Origin of the sequence: Psychrobacter urativorans (assembly GCF_904846675.1) — a bacterium.
Classification (GTDB): Bacteria; Pseudomonadota; Gammaproteobacteria; order Pseudomonadales; family Moraxellaceae; genus Psychrobacter; species Psychrobacter urativorans_B.
This window is the reverse complement of sequence record NZ_CAJHBT010000022.1, coordinates 1-20,529: the sequence shown is the minus strand read 5'-3', so window position 1 is coordinate 20,529 and position 20,529 is coordinate 1. Positions and strand designations below refer to the sequence as shown.

The window sequence follows — 20,529 nt, the reverse complement described above, 5'->3', positions numbered from 1 at the left end:
TTTTGCATTTATTAGTTTTTTTAGCTTTGTAGCTCATACACCAGTGTTTGAATATCTTGCGCCGCTGTCTGCAATCGCGGTACATGAGTCAATAGCTCCTCCAAAGATATCCTAATTGTGGGGGCATGCACATATAACGATGCCAAATAACGTGATTTTTTATCCACTATTGGCACGGCAACGGTCACCATCTCCGAGATAAACTCCTCGTTATCAATGCCTATTCCGGTCTTGGCGATACTATCAAGCTCAGCATTGAGCGTATCGATATCAACAATGGTGTTGGTAGTAAACTTACTGAGTGCCAAACTGTGTAGCATTTTACGGCGACTGGGCTTAGGCAGTTGACTCAGGTACAACTTTCCAGTCCCGGTACACCACATTGGCGAGTTTGCGCCTACAGGCAGATGAATCTGTAGCGGCAGCGATGTCTGAACGCGATTGGTATAAGTCATATTCATCTGGTAAGGAATGGCGATACCGCAAGACTCTTTAATATCATCAACCAGTCTCTGCAACACCACTTGGCGCTCATTAAAAAAGTGGCGTTGCTGCCAGAGCTCAACGCTCAGATTGCGCACACGCTTACCAGGGATCATACCGCCGCCAATATCAACCGCCACAAAGCCTTCATCGACCAAATGTTGAATCAGACGATGAATCGTTGGTTTTGGAATATCTAGCGCTTGTGATAACTCAAGGGGAGAGATAGGTTTAGGCGCATAAGACACCGCTTCTATAATCTCTAGCACACGGGTAATGGATGATACTTTAGGCATAGTTAAGGCTCAATAACAATAAAAAATAGGGAATAAAGACAGTAGCGAGGAGCTACTAAAAGTAATACAAAAGTAAAAAATGATAGAATATAAGGGCGAAGGTCAAGTAAAGGTATAATTAAAAACTAATGAGTAGTTTAGCCTAATGCGCTATTTGGGTAAATTTTAGGCTCTTTAGGTAAATATTAGATAATCTAAAATAGTTTTAGGCATACCAAAATGGCCTCTAAGCATCACTGTCTATTTGTAATACTAAACCACATATAATAGCAAATATAGACACATTATCTAACGAAAGGCAATAAATGGTAATAATAAGCTATATAATTGCTACTGACTAACCCTCGTAATTAAGCTACCATAGCTATACACATTTGTGATGTGATTTAGGTGAGGATTAATTTTGGTAACTTTATTTTAATAATATCGTAACGGTTTCTATTAGAAAGTTGCTAGATCGTTCAAGTTGCTTTATCATTACTTCGTTGTTAAGTTGCTATCGAGTTACTTTAGGACTAAAGTGTAACCACAGATCGCGGTTTTATAGTTTCATGTAGCAATTATTACAGTATCTATGCAATCTTTACATAATGGCAATAAAAAGCGCGACATTAGGGGTGACTTTTTGAGCCAAAATTGTTTTAATCTGCCCAAGAAAATGATTGTTTAAAAAATGCTAAATAATCATCTTTCGTGGGCCAGGTATTTCATCCTTTAGGAGAGTAATCATGAAATTTATCAAATTAACTGCAATCTCTGCAGCTGTTTTGGCATCTAGTGCGGCGCTAGCAGCTCAGCCTGTTGTCGTAGTTGACGATGCAGCTGTTTATGAAGCTGAGCCAGTTGCCTATACAACTGCTCCCGCTTATCAGTACAATGAAGACGCTGGTGTTGTCCGTAACACTACCGGTGCAGTTTTTGGTGGTACTAAGACTTTCTTTAATACTGTCACTCATCCAGCAGCCATCAGTGCTGAAGTTGGTTCACTTGGTTATGGTGCTAACATCGGTTGGGCACTTAACGACAAAACTGAACTACAAGCTGGTTGGGCAGGTGGTGACGTTTCTGAACTTTTTGGCGGTGACTTTGATGCTGCCGGCGTAAACTACGACGTTGACACTGATTTCAGTAACCCGTACTTAGGTGTACAACTACGTCCTGCAGCCAACTGGTTCACTATGGGCGCGGGTATCATCGTTCCTGATAACGATATTGACGTAAAGGCTAATGCTGAAGGCCAAGGTTACTATAAAATTGATGGCAAAAAATACTACACCGGCGGTTATACTGGCGTAGTTGATTCTGAATATGGTGGCCAAAACGTAGGTAACTTAGAAGGTTCAATAGAACATCGTAACAAACTAGCGCCTTACGCTACTATTGGTTTCCGTCCTAATATTACCAATAACTTTGGTGTGTTCGGTGAAATTGGTGCGGCTTACCTAGGCAAGACTGATGCCACTATTGATAGTGTAGTTAATACTAATCTGTCAGCTGAAGACCAAGCTACTAGAACAGAAGCTGCTAATAAAGCAGAGAGAGATCTAGAAGATAAAGATTGGTTAGAGTGGTTACCAATTGTTAAACTTGGTGCAACTTACCGCTTCTAATAACTATTCACGGTAATTTATAATTACTGTAAGTAGTTAAGTTAAAAAAAACGGCCTTCAGGTCGTTTTTTTGTTTTACAGTTTATATATAGAATATTTCTAGCTGTGAGAAACAGACTTAAAAAACGATAATGGTTTGCTGGTAAGGTAAGATAGCTACTTGATAACCAAAGTTATTGTTATCGATAACAATAACGGTTGTGCGGTTTTCGTCCAAACTAGCTTTGTATAAGCTATCGTTGTTTAGATTGGCTTTGTTTAAATCTATTTTCTGCAAGATACCAAGAAGATAAGGAGTAACAGCCACATAATTTATTCCTAACCCTTGCGCGAGTTTGTATTGATGGATTTTAATAAAACTCTCTTTGATTTGCCATAACCATTTAGCAGTAATAAAACGTTGCTCTAAAGATAACTCCGCTAGCATAGTGATTTCAGCGGGATGGTAAAAACGCTGCACAACCTGCCAAGCAATGTCTTGAGTCTCAATATCTATGCCGACAGGGTGGCGGTCGCTAATAACGACGGTGACCTTGGTTGCTGAGTGACTAAAGCAGACATAACGTTGGCTATCTGCAAGTCGATAAGGAAATTGAGTGTCATCTAAAGTATCAGTAATATTTAGCTTATTAAGCAAGGTCCTCAATAATAAACGTACGCCACGGCGCTGCCGCTGACGTTTATTATAGGCAATAGCAGGTGCTGATAGACTGCTTTCAGGTTTATAATGCTGCCAGAGCATCTCATAGAGCTTAGTAGAGTGAGTCAATGGACCAATAGAAATAGGCGTTAGAGGCTGACCTAAACCAGACCATAAGTTTGGTAGGCATGGTGAAATAAATTGAGCAGTAGCGCACCAAGTGGTGGGGTCAAGTTGGGTATAACAGATATGACGTAGTATTAAAGTTGGCATAAGGAATCAAGGTGGCAGCTGTAGAGGAATGGGCTGTAATGCAGTAATTAAGAGAATCTGGAGTCAAAATTATCTAGGTTGCTCTATATAAAATAATGACAAGATTATAAAAAAGCCCAGCAATATTAAATTACTGGGCTTAATATATCACTACAAATTAACCGTATTTAATGGCGGTTAGCAAACAGCTATTAATAAGACAGTTCAGCTCGACGATTTTGCGCGTAGGCTTCTTCAGTCGTTCCAGCAGCAACAGGACGTTCTTCACCGTAGCTGATGACACGAATATTATTCGCGGCTACGCCTTGGGCAGCAAGATAGTTACTGACAGACTGCGCACGGCGCTCGCCTAGGGCTATATTGTATTCACGGCTACCACGCTCATCAGTATGACCGGCTACAAGTACGCTGGCTGCTGGGTTTGAGCTTAACAGGCTGGCGTGCTGGTTCAGCATATTAGCCGATTGGGAGGTAATCTCGCTACTATCGAAATCAAAATAGACGACGGCTTGCAAGTTGTCCGCATCTGAGATGATAGCGTCTGAGTTATCTACGATGACCGCACCGGTATAGCCGGTTTGACTACTTGGAATACCAAGAGGGGCAACGACAACTTCAGAGGTAGCCCGCTTGGTGGCACAACCGGTGGTGAGCGCTACAGCACTAGATAGCACCGCAAGGGCAGCAATTTTAGCAAAACGGTTTTTTGCTGACGTGTTAGACAAAGCGATATTAATTGACATGATGAGCTCCTAAATTTTTGATCAAGTTTGTTTTTTTAAACTGCTTATAATAAAACCTAGGCAATTGCTGCCCATAGTAGAATCAATGTTACGTTATGTAAATAGCATTACTGTAAATGATGCCAAAGTTAGTTATTTATTGCAATATACATTTGGCAATCTGGAGAAGGTTTTGTCAGTCTAATAAATGATAGCCATAAGATTAGGGTTGTAAAATCGGCCGTTTTGTTAAGCGTTTACCCTTGAAATCCTGACCCTCACACCAATGTAATTATAAGGTTAATCATAGTCAACTTTATAGCTATTTATTCGATACTCTCGAGTTAATCCCAAACCAATCACGATTTTTACTAACCTCTAGTTTTATCACTATCTAATAATAGGACTATTCATGTCTACCGCTGAAAGCGCTACTCAAATAATCAACCCTGAAATGGCGGATGTGCCACCACATGCACCGAGTGAAATTAATAGTAAAATTAATTTAAAAGACTATAAGAAGCCAAGCTTTGATGTAGAGACAGTTGATTTAGATATTAAGCTGTTTGCGGATTATGCATTGGTTGATAGCAAATTGGTGATGAATCGTCAGGCGGCGGGTGATTTGGTACTGAATGGCGAAGATATCGAGTTGATGACCATCATGATTGATGATGAACCCCTTGCGTCTGAGCGTTACGAGCAAGCAGATGGCAAGCTGACTATTACCGATGCGCCTGATAATGTAACCTTGCAACTACAAGTGCGTATTTATCCGCAAGCCAACACCGCCCTTGAAGGCTTATATATGGCAGGCAGTGGTAGCGATACTATGTTTGTCACTCAATGCGAGCCTGAGGGCTTTCGTAAAATTACCTTTTATCCCGATCGTCCTGACGTGTTGGCAATATTTACCACACGTTTGGAAGCGGATAAACGTTATCCGACGCTATTGGCCAATGGTAATTTAGTCGAACAAGGTGACGTTACTGATGCGCCAGATCGTCATTATGCCATTTGGCATGATCCGACTAATAAACCCAGCTATCTGTTTGCCTGTGTGGTTGCTGATTTAGATGTGCTCACTGATCATCATACTACTTCTGAGGGTCGTGACGTAACGCTTGAGCTATATGCTAAGTCTACCGATATTGACAAATGTCAGGTCGGTATGCAGGCGCTCAAAGATGCTATGGTTTGGGATGAGGTCAATTACGGTCGCGCCTATGATTTAGATCGCTATATGATAGTCGCCGTTAGCCAATTTAATATGGGCGCAATGGAAAACAAAGGCCTTAATATTTTTAATACCGCCTGCGTATTATCCAGTCCTGAGACCACCACCGATGCACGCAGCTTTAATGTCAAAGCAGTTATTGCCCATGAGTATTTCCATAATTGGACGGGCAACCGTATCACTTGCCGCGATTGGTTTCAGTTGTGCTTAAAAGAAGGTCTGACCGTCTTTCGTGACCAGTCATTTTCTGCGGATCAGCAATCCAGTGCGGTTCAGCGTATCGACGATGTGGCAACGTTGCGTGCGCATCAGTTTGCCGAAGATGCAGGCCCATTGGCACATCCAGTACGGCCTGAGAGCTTTGTTGAGATTAATAACTTTTATACCACCACTATCTATGAGAAAGGCGCAGAAATCGTGCGTATGCTTGCCAATACTTTAGGGCCAGATAATTTTCGTAAAGGCACGGATGAATACTTCCGTCGTTATGATGGGCAAGCTGTGACCGTTGAAGATTTCTTATCGGCGCTGAGCATCACTGATAGCAAGATTGAAGACTTTATCGATTGGTATCGTCAGCCAGGTACGCCAGTGCTGTCTGGACATCAGCAATATGATGAGAAGATGCAAACGCTGACCATTACTTTGAGTCAACAGACACGCCACGTTGCAGGCTTTGATGCACCAAAACCACTGCCTATTCCGGTAGCGACCGCGTTATTTGATAAAGCAACTGGCGCGATTATCGCTGAGCGTATGCTGATGTTGGATCAAGCGCAGCAAACCTTTAGCTTTGAGAATGTTAGCAGCGAGCCGGTGGTGTCATTGCTACGTGACTTTAGTGCGCCGGTACAGCTTAATTATGATTATCAAGATGAAGATTTGGCTTTTTTATTGACTCATGAAACCAATGGCTTTAACCGCTGGCAAGTGACGCAAATGCTGGTCAATCGTATTTTGCTACAAGGGCATGATCCTAAAGTATATTTGCAGGCACTGGCGAAAACGTTACCACAATTAATGGCTACTGATGCCATGTTGGCGGCACGTTTATTAGATATTCCATCAGCGCAAGAGTTAGCTTCGGCCATTCATAAAAACTATGATCCGGTATTGATTAAAGAGCAGCGTGACAGCTTATACAGCCAAGTTGCCGAGTCGCTAAAAGATCAGTGGACAGTTCTCTATAATCAGTTACCACTGGAGGCATATTCAGACAGCCCTGAAGCACTTGGCAAGCGTGCATTGCGTAATGTCGTATTAGATATGGCATTGACCGCAGGCGTTAGTGAAGCCTCTAAGTGGGCACAGCAGCAGTACGATAACGCCAGCTGTATGACGGAACGTTTTGGTGCGCTAAAAGCGATGGTCAATCATCAAGTGACAGGAAGTGATGATTATCTAGCAGATTTCTATCAGCGTTTTCAAGACAATGACTTAGTGATTGATTTATGGTTTAGTGTGCAAGCGTCCGCTGATCATGTTACTACCACTGATATCCAAACGTTACTCGAACGTGATGATTTTGATTGGAACACACCTAACCGCATTCGCTCAGTGATTAGCGCTTTTACTACTCAGCCTACCGTACTCTGGACGCCAGAGGGGTTAGATATTTATATCGATGTTATTAAAAAGCTAGATGAGTCCAATCCAGTGGTAGCGTCGCGCTTATTACAAGTATTGGCACGTTGGTATACCTTGGTTGAGCCGCGCCGACAAATGGCGCAGGATCATTTAAAAGCTTTGCAACAGCAGGTATCTTCTAAACATGTGCTCGAGAGCTTGGACAGCGTATTGGGTGCGATGGGAGAGTAGTTTCTGCAACTGGGTTTGCTGATACTTTAAGTACTAAGCTTTTAAAGCTACTCAAGTTTCCAAAATGTTAGCTTATCAAGTATAAAAAAGCCCATCTATAAATAGGTGGGCTTTTTCGTGTCGAACTTTCAATAAAACTTATAACTAATTAACTAATGACAGTAGCGATTAACGATTAGGTAGAACATCTTTTACCATGTCACGTAGATTATGTAGGGCCGTAACCGTACTTTCCCAGTCAAGGCAACCATCAGTGATAGACACGCCGTATTCTAATGCATCCAAATCAGCGGTCAGTTTCTGACTACCACCTTTTAGATGGCTCTCTATCATCATACCAATGATAGATTTATTACCATTTTGGATTTGCTCAGCGACGTTTTGGATAACCATTGGCTGCAAGTAGGGATCTTTACCCGAGTTGGCATGGCTGGAGTCGATCATAATCTTGCTGCTGGTTTTGCCTTTAGCCAGTGCGTTTTCAACTTGCTCGACAGCCGTTTCATCATAGTTAGGTTTACCGTTACCACCGCGCAATACCACGTGGGCGTAAGGGTTGCCTTTGGACTTGATGATAGATACTTTACCATCTGAGGAAAGCCCTAGAAAGCTATGACCGGCTTTTACCGCTTGCATGGCGTTGACAGCGACGGTCATGCCACCATCGGTACCGTTCTTGAATCCTACCGGACAGGATAAGCCTGAGCTCATCTCGCGATGCGTCTGGCTTTCGGTAGTACGCGCACCAATCGCTGACCAGCTGATCAAGTCTTGCATGTACTGCGGAGTGTTCGGATCAAGTGCTTCGGTCGCGCACGGTAAGCCTTTTTCATTTAAGTCGATCAATAACTTACGGGCAGTACGCAAACCTTTTTCGATATCAAAGCTATCGTCCATATCGGGGTCATTGATCATGCCTTTCCAGCCTACAGTCGTACGCGGCTTTTCAAAATAGACGCGCATCACTACAAAGATGGTATCTTCGATCTCTTTTGCCAATACTGCCAAACGGTCAGCATATTCATGAGCCGCTTTAATGTCATGAATCGAGCAAGGGCCAATGACCACAAACAGACGCTTGTCTTTACCATCCAAGATATCTTGGATGGTATGGCGACCTTTTAAGACGGTTTGATAAGCCGGCTCTGTCAGGGGTAGCTCAGTTTTTAGCTCAGCGGGAGTAATCAAAGGGATGAATTGTTCAATATTCACGTCATCAATGTCTGCGTTATGAGTAGTTGGTGTTGTCATGATTATACGCCGTCTAGCCAATTTATAGGGATATTCATTATGCGGTGTAAAGCTCCAGTTGACAAGGCCAGTCGGCCAGTTAATTGACTGATAACTGGAATGTTGAAACCAAAAATTTGTTATACTTGTTTGTTATCTAGGTGTTTAATAGATTTTTTACTCCTATTTTGGCTTAATTATAAGCTTATCAAAGACAACTGATAACGGCACTATTGAGTGATTTAAGCTAAGCGAGTTAAGCGATTATTGGTCGCGCTATAATGCTGTCATTTGGCAATTTGTATCGGCGTCACGTATGATGGCGACTTATAAATAGCGGCTCGTGCTGTATTTTTACGTTGCCCGTTATGCCTTGTTAATATCGAGAGCTTGTTATGATAGATCCTGCTACGCTTCCCACATCTGCTACGTCTTTTAAACACAGTGACTTAACGAGCACTTCTGCTACAAGCTCAACAGAGACGAATGACGAGATGGCAAAATCACCCATGTCACCATTGGTGATTGGTATTGTTGCAGGCGAGGTGTCCGGTGATGGCCTGGGTGCTGACTTTATGCAGCAGATGAATAATCTGCGTGATGATATCGTCTGGGTGGGTGTCGGCGGTATAAAAATGGCCGCGCAAGGATTGCAAACTATTTTTCCTTTATCGCGCTTGGCGGTGATGGGCTTGGTAGAGGTATTATCACAACTGCCAGATTTGCTAAAAGCGCGCCGTGAGCTGCTTACGGCCTTTAGTTCAGCCGATATTGATTGGTTTATTGGTATTGATGCCCCCGACTTTAATTTACGAGTTGCTAAAAAGCTGAAACCCCAAGGCGTGTTTTGTGTGCAGTATGTCAGTCCATCAATTTGGGCGTGGCGGGAGTCGCGTATTCATGGTATCAAGGCGGCTACTAACTTAGTGCTGTGCTTGTTTCCCTTTGAGCTGCCAGTATATGAGCGTTATGATCATCCAGCGATATGTGTTGGACATCCGCTACTAAGAACTATCAATCAAGAGTTGTTAGACACGCCGACCCATCAGTTGCGCAGTGAATTGGTCTGGGATGATGGCAGTTTGCAACAGTTTTTCGTAGAGCGTTTTGAGACAGTCAGCCAGCTTATTTGTGTGATGCCAGGGTCACGCCGTGGCGAGATTACTGCTATTTTGCCATTGATGCTTGACGGTATCCAAAAGTTATTATTGCTCGACCCCAAGTTATGTTTCATCGTACCAACGGTTGATCAAAATCATCAATATATTGTACAAGAGGTGATTGATAAGCGCTCAGAACAACTTCGTGCTGCTATTGCTGTAGTTTATGACGAAAGCCAGCCCGCTTTTAGCCAACAAGCGATGGCGGCGTCAGATGTTGTCATGCTAGCATCGGGCACTGCAACCCTTGAAGCTATGCTGCTTGAGCGTCCGATGGTGGTGATTTATCAGCTGAATCAGCTAACCTATGAGATTGCTAAGCGCTTGGTAAAAGTATCTTATGTGGCCCTACCTAATATCCTAGCGGGCAAAGCGATTGTTCCTGAGCTGATCCAAGAGCAAGCTAATGGCGATAGTATCTGCCGTACAGTGATAAAGTTATTACAACCACGCGCTTATAATGAGCAGTTAAACGCGCTTATTGAGAATAAGAAAACATTACAGCAGCAAAGCAACCATAATCCTGCTAATAGCGTGATTGAGCAATGGTATGCTCAAAATTATCGTTAGTAAGCCCCAGTGAATAAGACAGTTAAAGCTATGAGCATTGAGACTTGTCCAAACAATCATATTATCGCTATTAACATCGACATTGAACATATTGATGTTAAAGGTCAGTATATTAGCTTAGCCGCGCCGATTCACCTGAACGGTCAGCTAAATATTGCTAAGTTATTGGCTGAGTATGCGATGGAACCAGCGCAAGACCTTGAGATGTCTTCTGAGCTGCTGACGCTACAAATTGGTGTGGATGAGGCAGGGCGCGGGCCATTATTAGGTAGCGTCAATGTGGCTGCTGCAATATTGCCAAAAATGTGGTCAGGTCTGATCGAGAATAAGCTCCTACAAGATACAAAGCTGTCCATCTTAACTGACTCCAAACAGCTGAGTGAAAAAAAGCGCGATATTCTTTATCCCTTAGTTCAGCAATATGCTCTAGCGTATATTGTTGCTGATATTCCAGCGGCCGTGATCGATCAAGTAAACATCCTACAAGCGACCATGCTGGGTATGCGTTTATGTACCGAAGAATTATTGGTGGCGTTAGTAAGTCAGATAAACTCAATAGCGGATCATCCGTCTTGTGAGCTACAGGCTGAATTGCTGTTCGATGGTAATCGCTGTCCTGAGCTAGATTATGCCAAGCTTGCAAAAATAGGTATGGTTTCCTCAGCTATCGACTGCCAAGCGTGGGTAAAAGGGGATGCGCGTCATACCAGTATTGCCGCTGCTAGTATTTTAGCGAAAGTCAGTCGTGACGAAACCATGTATCAGCTGCATGCTCAATATCCACAATACGGTATTGCCAATCATAAAGGCTATCCAACAAAAGCGCATATGCAGGCTATCGATATTCATGGCGTCTTGCCTGAGCATCGTCGTAGCTTCGGACCGGTCAGACGAGCGCTTGAGAATTAATAGCCACTTCTTACAGTTTTTACCACTTTCAAAATTCTTATTTACCATTCTCAGCTCAGCCTCATTATCTTATAGGATAAGCGATGACATTCAATACGTTGGCGAAAAGCCTTACTGTGATACCTGTGATACTTTTTTCAACGGTGTTTTTAAGTGCTTGCGACGCAAGCACAGATAGTGAGTCAAATAACTCAACGGATGCTGATACGGTCCAGCCTAACGAGTCTAATGAGACGTTAATTGTACAGCCAGAGACTGCAGACGTACCAATTGCGCCAACAAAGACAGTTGTTAAGCCGTCAGCACTTGAAACTGATATTGAGACCGAAGTGGGTATTAACACGGTTGAGAATAAAAACTATGAATCGGCGGGGCGAGAAGCTTCTAATTTAATTAGCCGTAAGCGCAGTCAATGTGGACTAAGCGAGGTCACGCAAAATGACGCCCTGACTAAAATTGCTACCCAACATGCGCAGTATATTCAGTATGCATTCTCCAAATCAGCACCAACGCTATTCAATGTACATTATGAAAATGAGATTGCAGATATTAAAGAATGGACAGGAACGAATAATCCTTTTTTTAGTGGCCTGAGCATGAAAGAACGTCTGCTGGCAGCCAAACATCCTCGCAACTATATTGTCGTTGAAAACATCTCTCATACGACCTATTTTAATTCGGCAGGTAAAGTCGTATCCCCTGAACTTGCGGCACAAGGCATGGTCAAGTCTCTATTAGCCGCGCCTTACCATCTGAGCTCATTAATGATGCCAAGTCTTGCTAAAGCCGGCTCAAGTGTGGTGGCCTATACTCCTTATGGCAAAGATGCCAATACCTACCAAAGCTATGTCTTAGTGAATAATTCAGCAGCTATCCAAGAGACCGAAAACAGCAACTTTAAAGGCATATTTACTTACCCTTGTGATGGGGTGACTGACACCAATACTGCGCTATATAATGAGTCGCCAAACCCCGTCGAAGGCACAGGTCGCGATTTAAGTACTGACCCTATCGGTCAGCCTGTCTATATCAGCATACCAACCGCCAACACCATTAGCGTCAGTAATATTACGTTCCACGATATTGAGCGTAATATAGAGTTACCGACTGACTTGCTCGATTATCGTGACGACCCTCATAAAGAAACCGCGTATGCATTACTAAAAAACGAAGCCTTTATTTTGCCTCTTACGGATGCATTGAAAAGCTGTGAGACTGGCCGTAGAAAAAGCAAAAACTGCGGACTTTATGGCAATAGTAAATACAAAGTCAGCTTCGATGTTTTAGTAGATGGCAAAGCCTCTGAGAGAAAACAATTTACCTTTACCACCGGCAATGTTAATTAAAAAAGCATTTGGTTAAGAAGCCTTTAATTAAAAAGTGGTAATTAATAGATAGAGAGTAACTCTACTTCAAAGCTTATTAAAAGATTTAAAATGACGAGTTCGGTTGCTGTAAAAATGCCAATTCTTCAGCGGTTGAGGTTCGATTTAGCGCTGCATTACGGTGTGGATAACGACCAAACTGTTCAATAATTGCTTGATGTTGATAGGCAAAGTCCAGCGTATTTAAATCGTTTAATTGTTCAAACAGCGACAAATAGCGTGCATGAATCACCGCTGATTCGGAATGCATTATCGGCATAATAATAAACTGACGCCATTGCCACGGTAAAGTGCTAAATCTAGGCTGATGAACGGCTTCTTGAGCAAGCACCAGTGCCATACTATCTTGCGCAAAAGCAGAGTCTTGTCCACGACAGAGATTACGTGAAAACTGATCTAACACGATAATCTCCGCTAAACGTCCGGCTAAGTCAGTAGTTGAATTATCACTATTTGTATCAAGAGCTGCCTGTCCCTCGGTACGACGCCAAAGTGAGCATTCACCTGCAATGGCAGCCCGCCATATCTCGCCAAACTTATCAGCGATTTGCTTATCAAACTTGTCATCTGCTACAAACCAATACGGCTCGTTATCTTTATCGAACCAGAAGTCTAATACAGCGCGAGCATCAGAATGAAGTTGGGGCAGATCAAGCTGGGTTGGATCAGACTGTTCTAGGGATGTAGAGTAATCGGTTGAGAGAGACATAATCTATTCTAATGATGAGGGATTTGTACTACTATAACGCAATTATTTAGTCGCGTCATAACACTGCCAAGCATTATCTATAATCCGTAGGTTTTCGCATGTTTCTATAACACTGCTACGACGGTTATGCTCCTTAACAAACGCTACTATTAGGTTGTCTATTATGAACTCATCATCTACTGTACGACCAATAAATATGCCTACCCCTTATTATAATATGATTTTTTAGGAATTATGAATTGTTCAATTTTGCCCATGAATAAAGAATTCTATCCTTGTGGGATATCGGGTGATGATTTATCTCTAGTCAATAAGCTAATGAGTATTAGAAGTACTTTAGGGAAAAACGTTCAAGTAGAGGAGATGAATAAAGAATTATTCGAGGATGACGTTTTCAATGAATTCTCTATACGATTATCAAGTGTAATCAAAGAGTCAGGTGACAATGAGCTTATTATTATACCGTGTGGTTATGTTGCGACAAATTTCGTCAATAGGTTTAAAGAGAATTATGATAAAGAATTAGTTGTTTTGAATAGTCTTCCTCATCCTACAGCAGAAGACTGGCATGAAAAAATTAAAGGTCTTACTATAAGCGCTAAAATCTCTAAAGAAATGTTTCCTTAGATGCATTGCTTTCCAATCTCTACCTTACACTAAATCTAAATTACTAAACTCATCACCAACTTACAAACAGCGTCCGTGGCTTTCAGCTAATGGACTTTTTATAGCTAACATAAGTTTTTTAGGTAGCATGTTATGATACTGCTCGCCACCTATTTTCTCAAAAATACAACGACATATAAAAGTGCGTTCGCTTATTGAATATGAGTTGAATGCAAGGAATAAACCCATGACTAATGACCCATCAAGCGACAAATCGTCCAAGGATACGCAGCAAAACACGGAAATGCCAAATGAGCAGACCGGGAAGCCGCAACCCCCATTTGAGCGCAGTCAATTTGGCGGTACGCAACGTCCGCCTAAGCATCATCTTGACGACAATGTACCTATATCACGCAGCGACCTTAAAAAAGGGGCGCAAGAGCTATCTAAGAACAGTACCGCTCATATTAATTGGAGTGTGTTAATCATTTCATCGTTAGTGATTATCGCCTTCTCCCTATGGGCTATTTTTATGCCCGATGGCGCCCGCATGACGATGAAAATGGTTGTTGACTGGATATCAATAAACCTCGGTTGGTATTACGTGATTACGATGGCATTGATCATTGGTTTTGTAGTGTGGGTGGCATTTTCTAAAGAAGGTAATATTCGCCTTGGTCCTGATGATTCGCGCCCGCAGTATAAGTTGGGTACTTGGGTGGCAATGCTATTCGCAGCTGGGGTTGGTATTGACTTGCTGTTCTTCTCGGTGACTGGCCCTGTCGTACAGTATTTGACGCCGCCCGCAGGTGAGGGCTCAAGCGCCGATGCTATGCAAAATGCAGTCGTTTGGACGATGTTCCATTATGGTATCGCTGGCTGGTCGGTATATGCGTTACTTGGCATGGCTATGGGCTACTTTGCCTATCGCTGGGATATGCCGTTGTCGATCCGAGCCGCTCTCTATCCCTTATTAGGAAAACGCGTCACAGGCCCTGTCGGTCATGGCATCAGTATCATCGCGTTAGTCGGCACCGTATTTGGTGTCGCGACGACGATGGGTATCGGGGTGGTACTCCTGAACGTTGGCTTCTCCAAGATTTTTGGTTTTGAGGAAGGGCTGACGCTACAGATTGCGCTGGTGGTGGGTGCTGTCATCCTGACCATCGCGGCAACCACCTCAGGCGTCGACCGGGGTATTCGCTGGATATCTGAGCTGAACTTGTGGAGTGCAGTGGCGATGATGGCCTATATTCTCATCGCTGGACAAACCGCATTTTTGTTAAATGCGTTGGTCGAAAACTTAGGGCAATTCTTTGTAACCTTACCTGCCCGCATGTTCAAGACTTTCGCTTATGTGCCTGGCAGTAGTGAATGGATGGGTGGTTGGACGCTCTTCTTTTGGGCATTTTGGCTGGCTTGGGGGCCATTTGTTGGTGTCTTCCTTGCCCGTATTTCCCGTGGGCGTACGCTACGTGAGTTTGTCATTGCCGCGATTACCGTTCCCGTCTTTTGTGACTTTATTATTGTTTCCTTCTTCGGTAACTCCGCGCTTTATGAAGTATTACAAGGCAATACTGCCTTTGCTGAACTGGCGGTTCAAAGCCCTGAGCGCGGTTGGTATGCACTGTTGGAAATGTTCCCCGGTGCGACTTTCTTAATTGGTCTAGCCACCTTCTCAGGATTGCTATTTTATATTACCAGTGCCAACTCAGGCGCGATGGTCATGTCGAATTTCTCTGCCTCGATTCCAGATCCATCGAAAGATGGGCCTAAGTGGCTGCGTATCTTTTGGGCAGTATTGACGGCGGTACTGACCATCTCGATGTTGCTAGCAGGCGGCGTGATTACCATGGAATATGCGACGCTTATCTTTGCCTTACCGGTGACGATTATTGCTTACCTAGTGATGTTCTCATTTTATAAGGCGCTACGTATTGAGCGAGCCGAACGTGAAGGCACGGTGTTGCGTCGTCCTTCTATTGCACCAAGTGGCGGTCATATACCCGATCGCTCATGGACGCAGCGCTTGGGACAAATGCTCACCTATCCGTCAAAGCGCGAGTCCATAAGGTTCCTTGAGCGCACTGTACGCCCAGCGCTTGACGATGTCGCCAATGAGTTCCGCCGTCAAGGTTACGATGTCGAGCGGATCAACGCCGACCACAATCGCAATGCGGCTAATGCTAGCTCTAATAAAGGTATTTTAGAAGCATCGGGGCCGTTGCTGCGATTGTCGACGGCTGCCATGGATGACTTTTATTATCAGGTCTCTATGGTTGAGACTCCGTCGCCTACCTTTAGTGGCAAAATGGCGGCTGATACCGATGTCTACTATCGACTTGAAGTGACCACGCAGACAGGTTCGGGCGGTTATGATTTGACGGGGTTAACCAAGCAGCAAGTCATTGATGATGTGCTTGAGCAATATGAAGCTTATTTAACCTTTTTGACTACTCCTACGGAGAGTGATGCTGAGTTAACGCTGGCAACTCCGATAGCAGGTAAGGATTAATAAGGTTGTATAGATAATGAGGAGCCAGTTCCGCCATTATCTACTCAGCTAGGCGGGGCTAAATAGCCGTGTTGCAGCGTGAGTTATTTAGATTTTTAAGTTGTGTTTTTGATTATAGTTATATGTTCCACCTGCTTTCAACATATAAGGCTTTGGATAGTGTTTTCCACTCCAATAACGTGTATATTATCTAGTAATTATATTTTTAAAGGTTTCGGAGCCATCAACTCCGAATGTCGCTTGATAAGCGGCTAAAGGGCGACTTCTTATTTAGAGCAGTAGCTCGAAATTTGGGCTGGTTGTACCAGCAGAAATCGTCCGAACGGGTAAGCTTATACTAGTCAAAGTAAGCCCAACCGCGTGGCAACGCGGTATATAAATGCGAATCTTTAATGATTCAACCGGTTGAGTCGTTTTGATGGATGCAAAAACCATGAAAATTTCAACCAACATAGAGATAAAGGTAAACGTAGCAGCAATAATTACTGCCATAAGTGGACTTGTGCTTACGGTTGCTATGATTTATTTCAATCTTTGAAAAGTCCTATGGTGTCAGCGGCAGTTGGCATCATAGGCATCAAATATATAGTTGGAATATAAGCATGAAAAATACTTGGTGGGAACAAGCGAGAAGATACAGCCATATAGGTATGTCATCAAACAATAACTTTGTTTATGCAATGCAATATTATACATCGTTTGAAATACTGTATGACTCAAACGTTCCTGTAGATACTATCGCTCTACCTTTACTTTATTCAATGCGTCATTATCTCGAACTTATTCTAAAATATAACATTGAGTATTTTCATGAGTTTTCAGGGTCGAAGAGCATGGTTGGTAAGCCAGTACATACGCTAAGCTCATTAGCTAATGCATTTAAAGAACATTGGCTGCTCACAAAGAAAAAATTTAATATTAAAATTGATGACACAAATTTATTGTCTAGTTTATCAAAACTGATTGATAAGTTAAGTGAGGTAGATAGCTATGCCGTTAGTTTTCGATATTCTCACAACAACAATAAGGACAAAAACTTTAGTTGGATGGATACTATTAATATATACGAATTGAAAGTACTACTTGATGATGTAAGATTGCTGTTAAATCATGCGATAGATATTTTTGAAGATGAAACTGGATTAATGCATGGCGAGGTTACTAAACAGCAATTGTTACAGAAATTACTTATTAAATAGCTTTAGCAAGCATAGAGTATTTAGCGTTATAGCAAAATTTACGTCCTAATAAATATTTTACTCAGCTTTTTATTTATTACATCAACTCAAATCTTCCCACGCACATTACTCAAGTAAATTAAATATAATGCACCAGCGAGTAGGGCGATAGCCGCCATTCGCTTATAGTCTAGCGTTAGTTGCGTATTGCCAAACAAGCCAAAATGGTCAACTAACAGCCCCGTGATGATTTGTCCGGCGATGACAGCAACGATGGTTGCCGCCGTACCAATACGTGGCACTCCAATCACGATAGCCACCATGGAGAAAGCGCCAAACAGCGCGCCTGCTAATTGCCATGTCGGCACACTAAACATGGTAGCTGTCTGCGGCGGCTCAAAAAACACCACCAATATCAATAAAATAACAGCAGCAACAACGTTGGCCAGCCAAGCGGTAGTCACGACATCGGTACGGATGCTGAGCGCACCATTGATGGAAGACTGCGCCGCGATGGCCATACCGCCTAGCAGTAATAATGGAAACACGAGGGTCAATAGCATAACAACTTTCCTAATAAACTGTCTTAATAAATCAGCCAAAGGGCAATCAAAATCAGCAATAATGCCAACACCCGATAGACATCAATGGCGCGGCGCTTGCTACCCAAAATACCAAAATGATCAATGGCAAGACTGGCGGTGATTTGACCGCATAAAATGCCTACCATAGTTGTGCCAACGCCTACTAAAGGTGTGGTAATAGTGAGCACTATAGTATAAATAAAACCAACGAGGCCACCAGTCAATAGCCAGCGTGGCTGCTTAGGTAGCGTGGATAGATAGTTGCGTTTACCTGCGACTCTCAGTGTTATCATCGCCAGACTAAAGACGATAATACCAATCAGAAATATGGATAAAGACGCCGATAGTCGACCAATGCTCTCTCCTAATGGTCCCAAAAATGCTGCTTCTAGCGCTAGCGCCATGCCTCCCAATACTACGAATAACAACATTCCGATTTGCTTCATAGCTATCCTTCTGGTTTTCCTTTAGATTTTAAAGCCCACATTGTATGGTTATGCTTACGTGTAAGCAACTGTATAGGTTAACAAAGAAATATTGCTTAATTAGGTTTTGTAATGAGATTCAGAGAGCTACGACATCTATTTTCTTACGACGAACGACTGTTATATATTTTCTCAATTAAGCAAATATATTTGATGACTTCTGCTATAGTTAATTAAGAGTTGAGACAATTCATCTGAGTCCAACATTACTATCAAGAATGTCGCTATTAAGAATATCACTATCAAGGATGATAGTAGCGTGTCATTGAATTGATACTATTTATCAGCAGGGAGCTATTTAAGTATGGAATTTGATTATGTTATCGTTGGCGGCGGGTCTGCAGGCTGCGTTTTGGCAGCACGCTTGTCAGAAGATCGCAATATTAATGTCTGTCTACTAGAATTCGGCGGCGACGGCAAAAGTCTCGCGGTGCGTCTTCCTGCAGCCGTCATTATGATGATGCGTGATAAACCGATTAAAATAAATAACTGGTGCTTTAACACTGTACCGCAAACCCACCTCAACAATCGCCTCGGCTATCAGCCTCGTGGACAGTGTCTGGGCGGCTCATCAGCTATTAATGCGATGATCTATACTCGTGGAAGTGCAAAAGATTATGACCGCTGGGTCGATCAGGGTTGTGATGGCTGGGGGTATGAGCAGTTATTGCCTTATTTTAAAAAATCAGAAAACAACAGTCGCGGCGCAGATGACTATCACGGAGATAGCGGACCTTTGCATGTCACTGAACTGATCAGTCCCCGTCCTATCTCTAGTGTTTTTGTTGATGCATGCGTCGCCAATGGGCTTGATCGTAATGACGACTTTAATGGTGCCAAGCAAGACGGTGCAGCTCTGTATCAAGTCAGCCACTTTCATGGTGACAAACAAGGGCAACGTTGCTCAGTGGCTGCCGCCTATCTACATCCTGTGGAAGATCGCTCCAATCTCACTATTGTTACGGATGCAAAGGTGTCACGTGTCTTAATAGAGAATAAACGCGCAACCAGCGTGATCTACCATAAGCACGAAGAAGAATACACTATCAAAGCCCGTTCAGAAGTTGTCTTATGTGCGGGGACGTTTGGCTCACCTAAGATATTGATGCTCTCAGGTATTGGTCCTAAAGCACACTTGCAAGAACATGGCATTGAGGTTGTCTATGATTCGCCGAATGTGGGTGAAAACTTGCAGGATCACCTTGACGTGGTCTTTGATTACGAGGTGAATACCAAGGATGTGTTCGGAGTTGGCTTTACTGCAGCCGGTAATTTGATCAAAGCTTCGAACGAGTGGAGAAAAGACGGTACAGGATTGCTGACAACCAACTTTGCTGAAGCCGGAGCTTTTTTTAGTGCTAAGGAAGAAGCCTTAAAAGATTGGCCAGATACCCAGCTACACTTTGTGATCTCTCGGGTCATTAATCACGGACGTGAGCTTAAATGGGGCTATGCCATCTCCATTCACAGTTGTTACCTGCGACCTGAAAGTCGAGGTACGGTCAAACTGTCATCTACTGACCCAAGCGCGCCACCACTAATTGATCCTAACTATTTGTCGCATCCAAAAGATGTTGACTATATGCTGGCAGGTGCAGAGCGCACCCGCGCGATTATGCAAGAAGCACCCATTGCAAAGTATATTACCAAGGACTATGCGGCACCTTATATTGAAAAGGACGGTTTATTGGGTTATATACGCAATAAGTCGGACACCATCTATCATCCAATAGGCACGTGTCGTATGGGTTCAGATAGTCTGTCGGTCGTTGACTTAGATCTTAAAGTCAGAGGCGTTGATGGATTGCGGGTGGTCGATGCCTCGATTATACCCACGCTAAACAGTGCCAATACCAATGCCCCAACCATCGCTATTGCTGAAAAAATTGCCGACCAGATTAAGGCTGAGCATGTTGCTTCTGCGTGATATTTTTTTAAAAATAGCTTAATGTTTAAAATATAGACTTAAGAAAGGCTTTCCAGTATTTCTTTGTAGAGTTGGAAAGTTTTTTGATTTAATCGTTTTCTTAGGCTTGATAACTACTAGGGTCTGTATAGAATTCAAATCAGCGGCAGCCAAATAAAGACACAGGCTAGAATCACAGCAGCTTCATAACTG

17 protein-coding genes are annotated in these 20,529 nt (G+C 43.0%); 9 read left to right on the top strand and 8 right to left on the bottom strand.

What is annotated here, in order from left to right:
* Positions 1-20: 20 nt before the first annotated feature.
* The gene (locus JMY06_RS09875; protein ID WP_201525934.1) at positions 21-779 is read right to left on the bottom strand and encodes an IclR family transcriptional regulator; all 759 of its coding nucleotides are present in this window, start codon (positions 777-779) and stop codon (positions 21-23) included.
* 728 nt (positions 780-1,507) lie between these two features.
* Here JMY06_RS09875 and JMY06_RS09870 point away from each other — a divergent pair.
* Entirely contained in the window at positions 1,508-2,389 is an 882-nt protein-coding gene (locus tag JMY06_RS09870; RefSeq protein WP_201618116.1) for a hypothetical protein, read from the top strand.
* Between the two features lie 118 nt (positions 2,390-2,507).
* On the opposite strand, the gene JMY06_RS09865 is transcribed toward JMY06_RS09870, so the two are convergent.
* Complete coding sequence (locus tag JMY06_RS09865) at positions 2,508-3,302, bottom strand: 4'-phosphopantetheinyl transferase family protein (protein ID WP_201618115.1); 795 nt, start codon at positions 3,300-3,302, stop codon at positions 2,508-2,510.
* 191 nt (positions 3,303-3,493) lie between these two features.
* Positions 3,494-4,045, bottom strand: coding sequence for a peptidoglycan-associated lipoprotein Pal (gene pal / locus JMY06_RS09860; RefSeq protein ID WP_201618114.1), 552 nt, complete (start codon positions 4,043-4,045; stop codon positions 3,494-3,496).
* Positions 4,046-4,436: 391 nt separating this feature from the next.
* Between pal and pepN the strand changes: the two genes are divergently transcribed.
* Positions 4,437-7,079, top strand: coding sequence for an aminopeptidase N (gene pepN, locus JMY06_RS09855; RefSeq protein ID WP_201618113.1), 2,643 nt, complete (start codon positions 4,437-4,439; stop codon positions 7,077-7,079).
* A gap of 168 nt (positions 7,080-7,247) precedes the next feature.
* Here pepN and JMY06_RS09850 read toward each other — a convergent pair whose 3' ends face one another.
* Positions 7,248-8,330: a 3-deoxy-7-phosphoheptulonate synthase gene (locus JMY06_RS09850; protein WP_201525945.1), complete on the bottom strand. Its 1,083-nt coding sequence runs from the start codon at positions 8,328-8,330 to the stop codon at positions 7,248-7,250.
* Positions 8,331-8,803: 473 nt separating this feature from the next.
* Between JMY06_RS09850 and lpxB the strand changes: the two genes are divergently transcribed.
* The 3 genes from lpxB to JMY06_RS09835 all read left to right on the top strand — a co-directional run bounded on the left by lpxB (position 8,804) and on the right by JMY06_RS09835 (position 12,294).
* The gene (lpxB, locus tag JMY06_RS09845; RefSeq protein ID WP_201618133.1) at positions 8,804-10,039 is read left to right on the top strand and encodes a lipid-A-disaccharide synthase; all 1,236 of its coding nucleotides are present in this window, start codon (positions 8,804-8,806) and stop codon (positions 10,037-10,039) included.
* Between the two features lie 30 nt (positions 10,040-10,069).
* The gene (locus tag JMY06_RS09840) at positions 10,070-10,948 is read left to right on the top strand and encodes a ribonuclease HII (protein WP_201618112.1); all 879 of its coding nucleotides are present in this window, start codon (positions 10,070-10,072) and stop codon (positions 10,946-10,948) included.
* 83 nt (positions 10,949-11,031) lie between these two features.
* A complete protein-coding gene (locus tag JMY06_RS09835; protein WP_201618111.1) occupies positions 11,032-12,294 on the top strand; it encodes a CAP domain-containing protein in 1,263 nt (420 codons plus the stop codon).
* An 85-nt stretch (positions 12,295-12,379) separates the two neighbouring features.
* On the opposite strand, the gene JMY06_RS09830 is transcribed toward JMY06_RS09835, so the two are convergent.
* On the bottom strand, positions 12,380-13,042 hold the full coding sequence (locus JMY06_RS09830) for a DUF924 family protein (RefSeq protein ID WP_201618110.1): 663 nt from the start codon (positions 13,040-13,042) through the stop codon (positions 12,380-12,382).
* Positions 13,043-13,276: 234 nt separating this feature from the next.
* On the opposite strand from JMY06_RS09830, the gene JMY06_RS09825 reads away from it, so the two are divergent.
* Both JMY06_RS09825 and betT read left to right on the top strand, forming a co-directional pair.
* A complete protein-coding gene (locus JMY06_RS09825) occupies positions 13,277-13,669 on the top strand; it encodes a hypothetical protein (RefSeq protein ID WP_201618109.1) in 393 nt (130 codons plus the stop codon).
* Positions 13,670-13,895: 226 nt separating this feature from the next.
* Entirely contained in the window at positions 13,896-16,163 is a 2,268-nt protein-coding gene (gene betT, locus JMY06_RS09820; protein ID WP_227672278.1) for a choline BCCT transporter BetT, read from the top strand.
* 270 nt (positions 16,164-16,433) lie between these two features.
* On the opposite strand, the gene JMY06_RS09815 is transcribed toward betT, so the two are convergent.
* Positions 16,434-16,655: a hypothetical protein gene (locus JMY06_RS09815; RefSeq protein ID WP_201618108.1), complete on the bottom strand. Its 222-nt coding sequence runs from the start codon at positions 16,653-16,655 to the stop codon at positions 16,434-16,436.
* A gap of 110 nt (positions 16,656-16,765) precedes the next feature.
* On the opposite strand from JMY06_RS09815, the gene JMY06_RS09810 reads away from it, so the two are divergent.
* Positions 16,766-17,362: a hypothetical protein gene (locus JMY06_RS09810; RefSeq protein WP_201618107.1), complete on the top strand. Its 597-nt coding sequence runs from the start codon at positions 16,766-16,768 to the stop codon at positions 17,360-17,362.
* Between the two features lie 86 nt (positions 17,363-17,448).
* Here JMY06_RS09810 and JMY06_RS09805 read toward each other — a convergent pair whose 3' ends face one another.
* A complete protein-coding gene (locus JMY06_RS09805) occupies positions 17,449-17,904 on the bottom strand; it encodes a DMT family transporter (protein WP_201618106.1) in 456 nt (151 codons plus the stop codon).
* A gap of 23 nt (positions 17,905-17,927) precedes the next feature.
* Positions 17,928-18,371: a DMT family transporter gene (locus JMY06_RS09800; RefSeq protein ID WP_201618105.1), complete on the bottom strand. Its 444-nt coding sequence runs from the start codon at positions 18,369-18,371 to the stop codon at positions 17,928-17,930.
* Between the two features lie 343 nt (positions 18,372-18,714).
* Between JMY06_RS09800 and JMY06_RS09795 the strand changes: the two genes are divergently transcribed.
* On the top strand, positions 18,715-20,337 hold the full coding sequence (locus JMY06_RS09795; protein ID WP_201618104.1) for a GMC family oxidoreductase: 1,623 nt from the start codon (positions 18,715-18,717) through the stop codon (positions 20,335-20,337).
* The last annotated feature ends 192 nt before the right edge of the window (positions 20,338-20,529 follow it).

Bases quoted from the DNA above. Each gene is read 5' to 3' on its own strand.
- JMY06_RS09875 (WP_201525934.1), bottom strand. From the start codon at position 779: ATGCCTAAAGTATCATCCATTACCCGTGTGCTAGAGATTATAGAAGCG.
- JMY06_RS09870 (WP_201618116.1), top strand. From the start codon at position 1,508: ATGAAATTTATCAAATTAACTGCAATCTCTGCAGCTGTTTTGGCATCT.
- JMY06_RS09865 (WP_201618115.1), bottom strand. From the start codon at position 3,302: ATGCCAACTTTAATACTACGTCATATCTGTTATACCCAACTTGACCCC.
- pal (WP_201618114.1), bottom strand. From the start codon at position 4,045: ATGTCAATTAATATCGCTTTGTCTAACACGTCAGCAAAAAACCGTTTT.
- pepN (WP_201618113.1), top strand. From the start codon at position 4,437: ATGTCTACCGCTGAAAGCGCTACTCAAATAATCAACCCTGAAATGGCG.
- JMY06_RS09850 (WP_201525945.1), bottom strand. From the start codon at position 8,330: ATGACAACACCAACTACTCATAACGCAGACATTGATGACGTGAATATT.
- lpxB (WP_201618133.1), top strand. From the start codon at position 8,804: ATGGCAAAATCACCCATGTCACCATTGGTGATTGGTATTGTTGCAGGC.
- JMY06_RS09840 (WP_201618112.1), top strand. From the start codon at position 10,070: ATGAGCATTGAGACTTGTCCAAACAATCATATTATCGCTATTAACATC.
- JMY06_RS09835 (WP_201618111.1), top strand. From the start codon at position 11,032: ATGACATTCAATACGTTGGCGAAAAGCCTTACTGTGATACCTGTGATA.
- JMY06_RS09830 (WP_201618110.1), bottom strand. From the start codon at position 13,042: ATGTCTCTCTCAACCGATTACTCTACATCCCTAGAACAGTCTGATCCA.
- JMY06_RS09825 (WP_201618109.1), top strand. From the start codon at position 13,277: ATGAATTGTTCAATTTTGCCCATGAATAAAGAATTCTATCCTTGTGGG.
- betT (WP_227672278.1), top strand. From the start codon at position 13,896: ATGACTAATGACCCATCAAGCGACAAATCGTCCAAGGATACGCAGCAA.
- JMY06_RS09815 (WP_201618108.1), bottom strand. From the start codon at position 16,655: ATGGCAGTAATTATTGCTGCTACGTTTACCTTTATCTCTATGTTGGTT.
- JMY06_RS09810 (WP_201618107.1), top strand. From the start codon at position 16,766: ATGAAAAATACTTGGTGGGAACAAGCGAGAAGATACAGCCATATAGGT.
- JMY06_RS09805 (WP_201618106.1), bottom strand. From the start codon at position 17,904: ATGCTATTGACCCTCGTGTTTCCATTATTACTGCTAGGCGGTATGGCC.
- JMY06_RS09800 (WP_201618105.1), bottom strand. From the start codon at position 18,371: ATGAAGCAAATCGGAATGTTGTTATTCGTAGTATTGGGAGGCATGGCG.
- JMY06_RS09795 (WP_201618104.1), top strand. From the start codon at position 18,715: ATGGAATTTGATTATGTTATCGTTGGCGGCGGGTCTGCAGGCTGCGTT.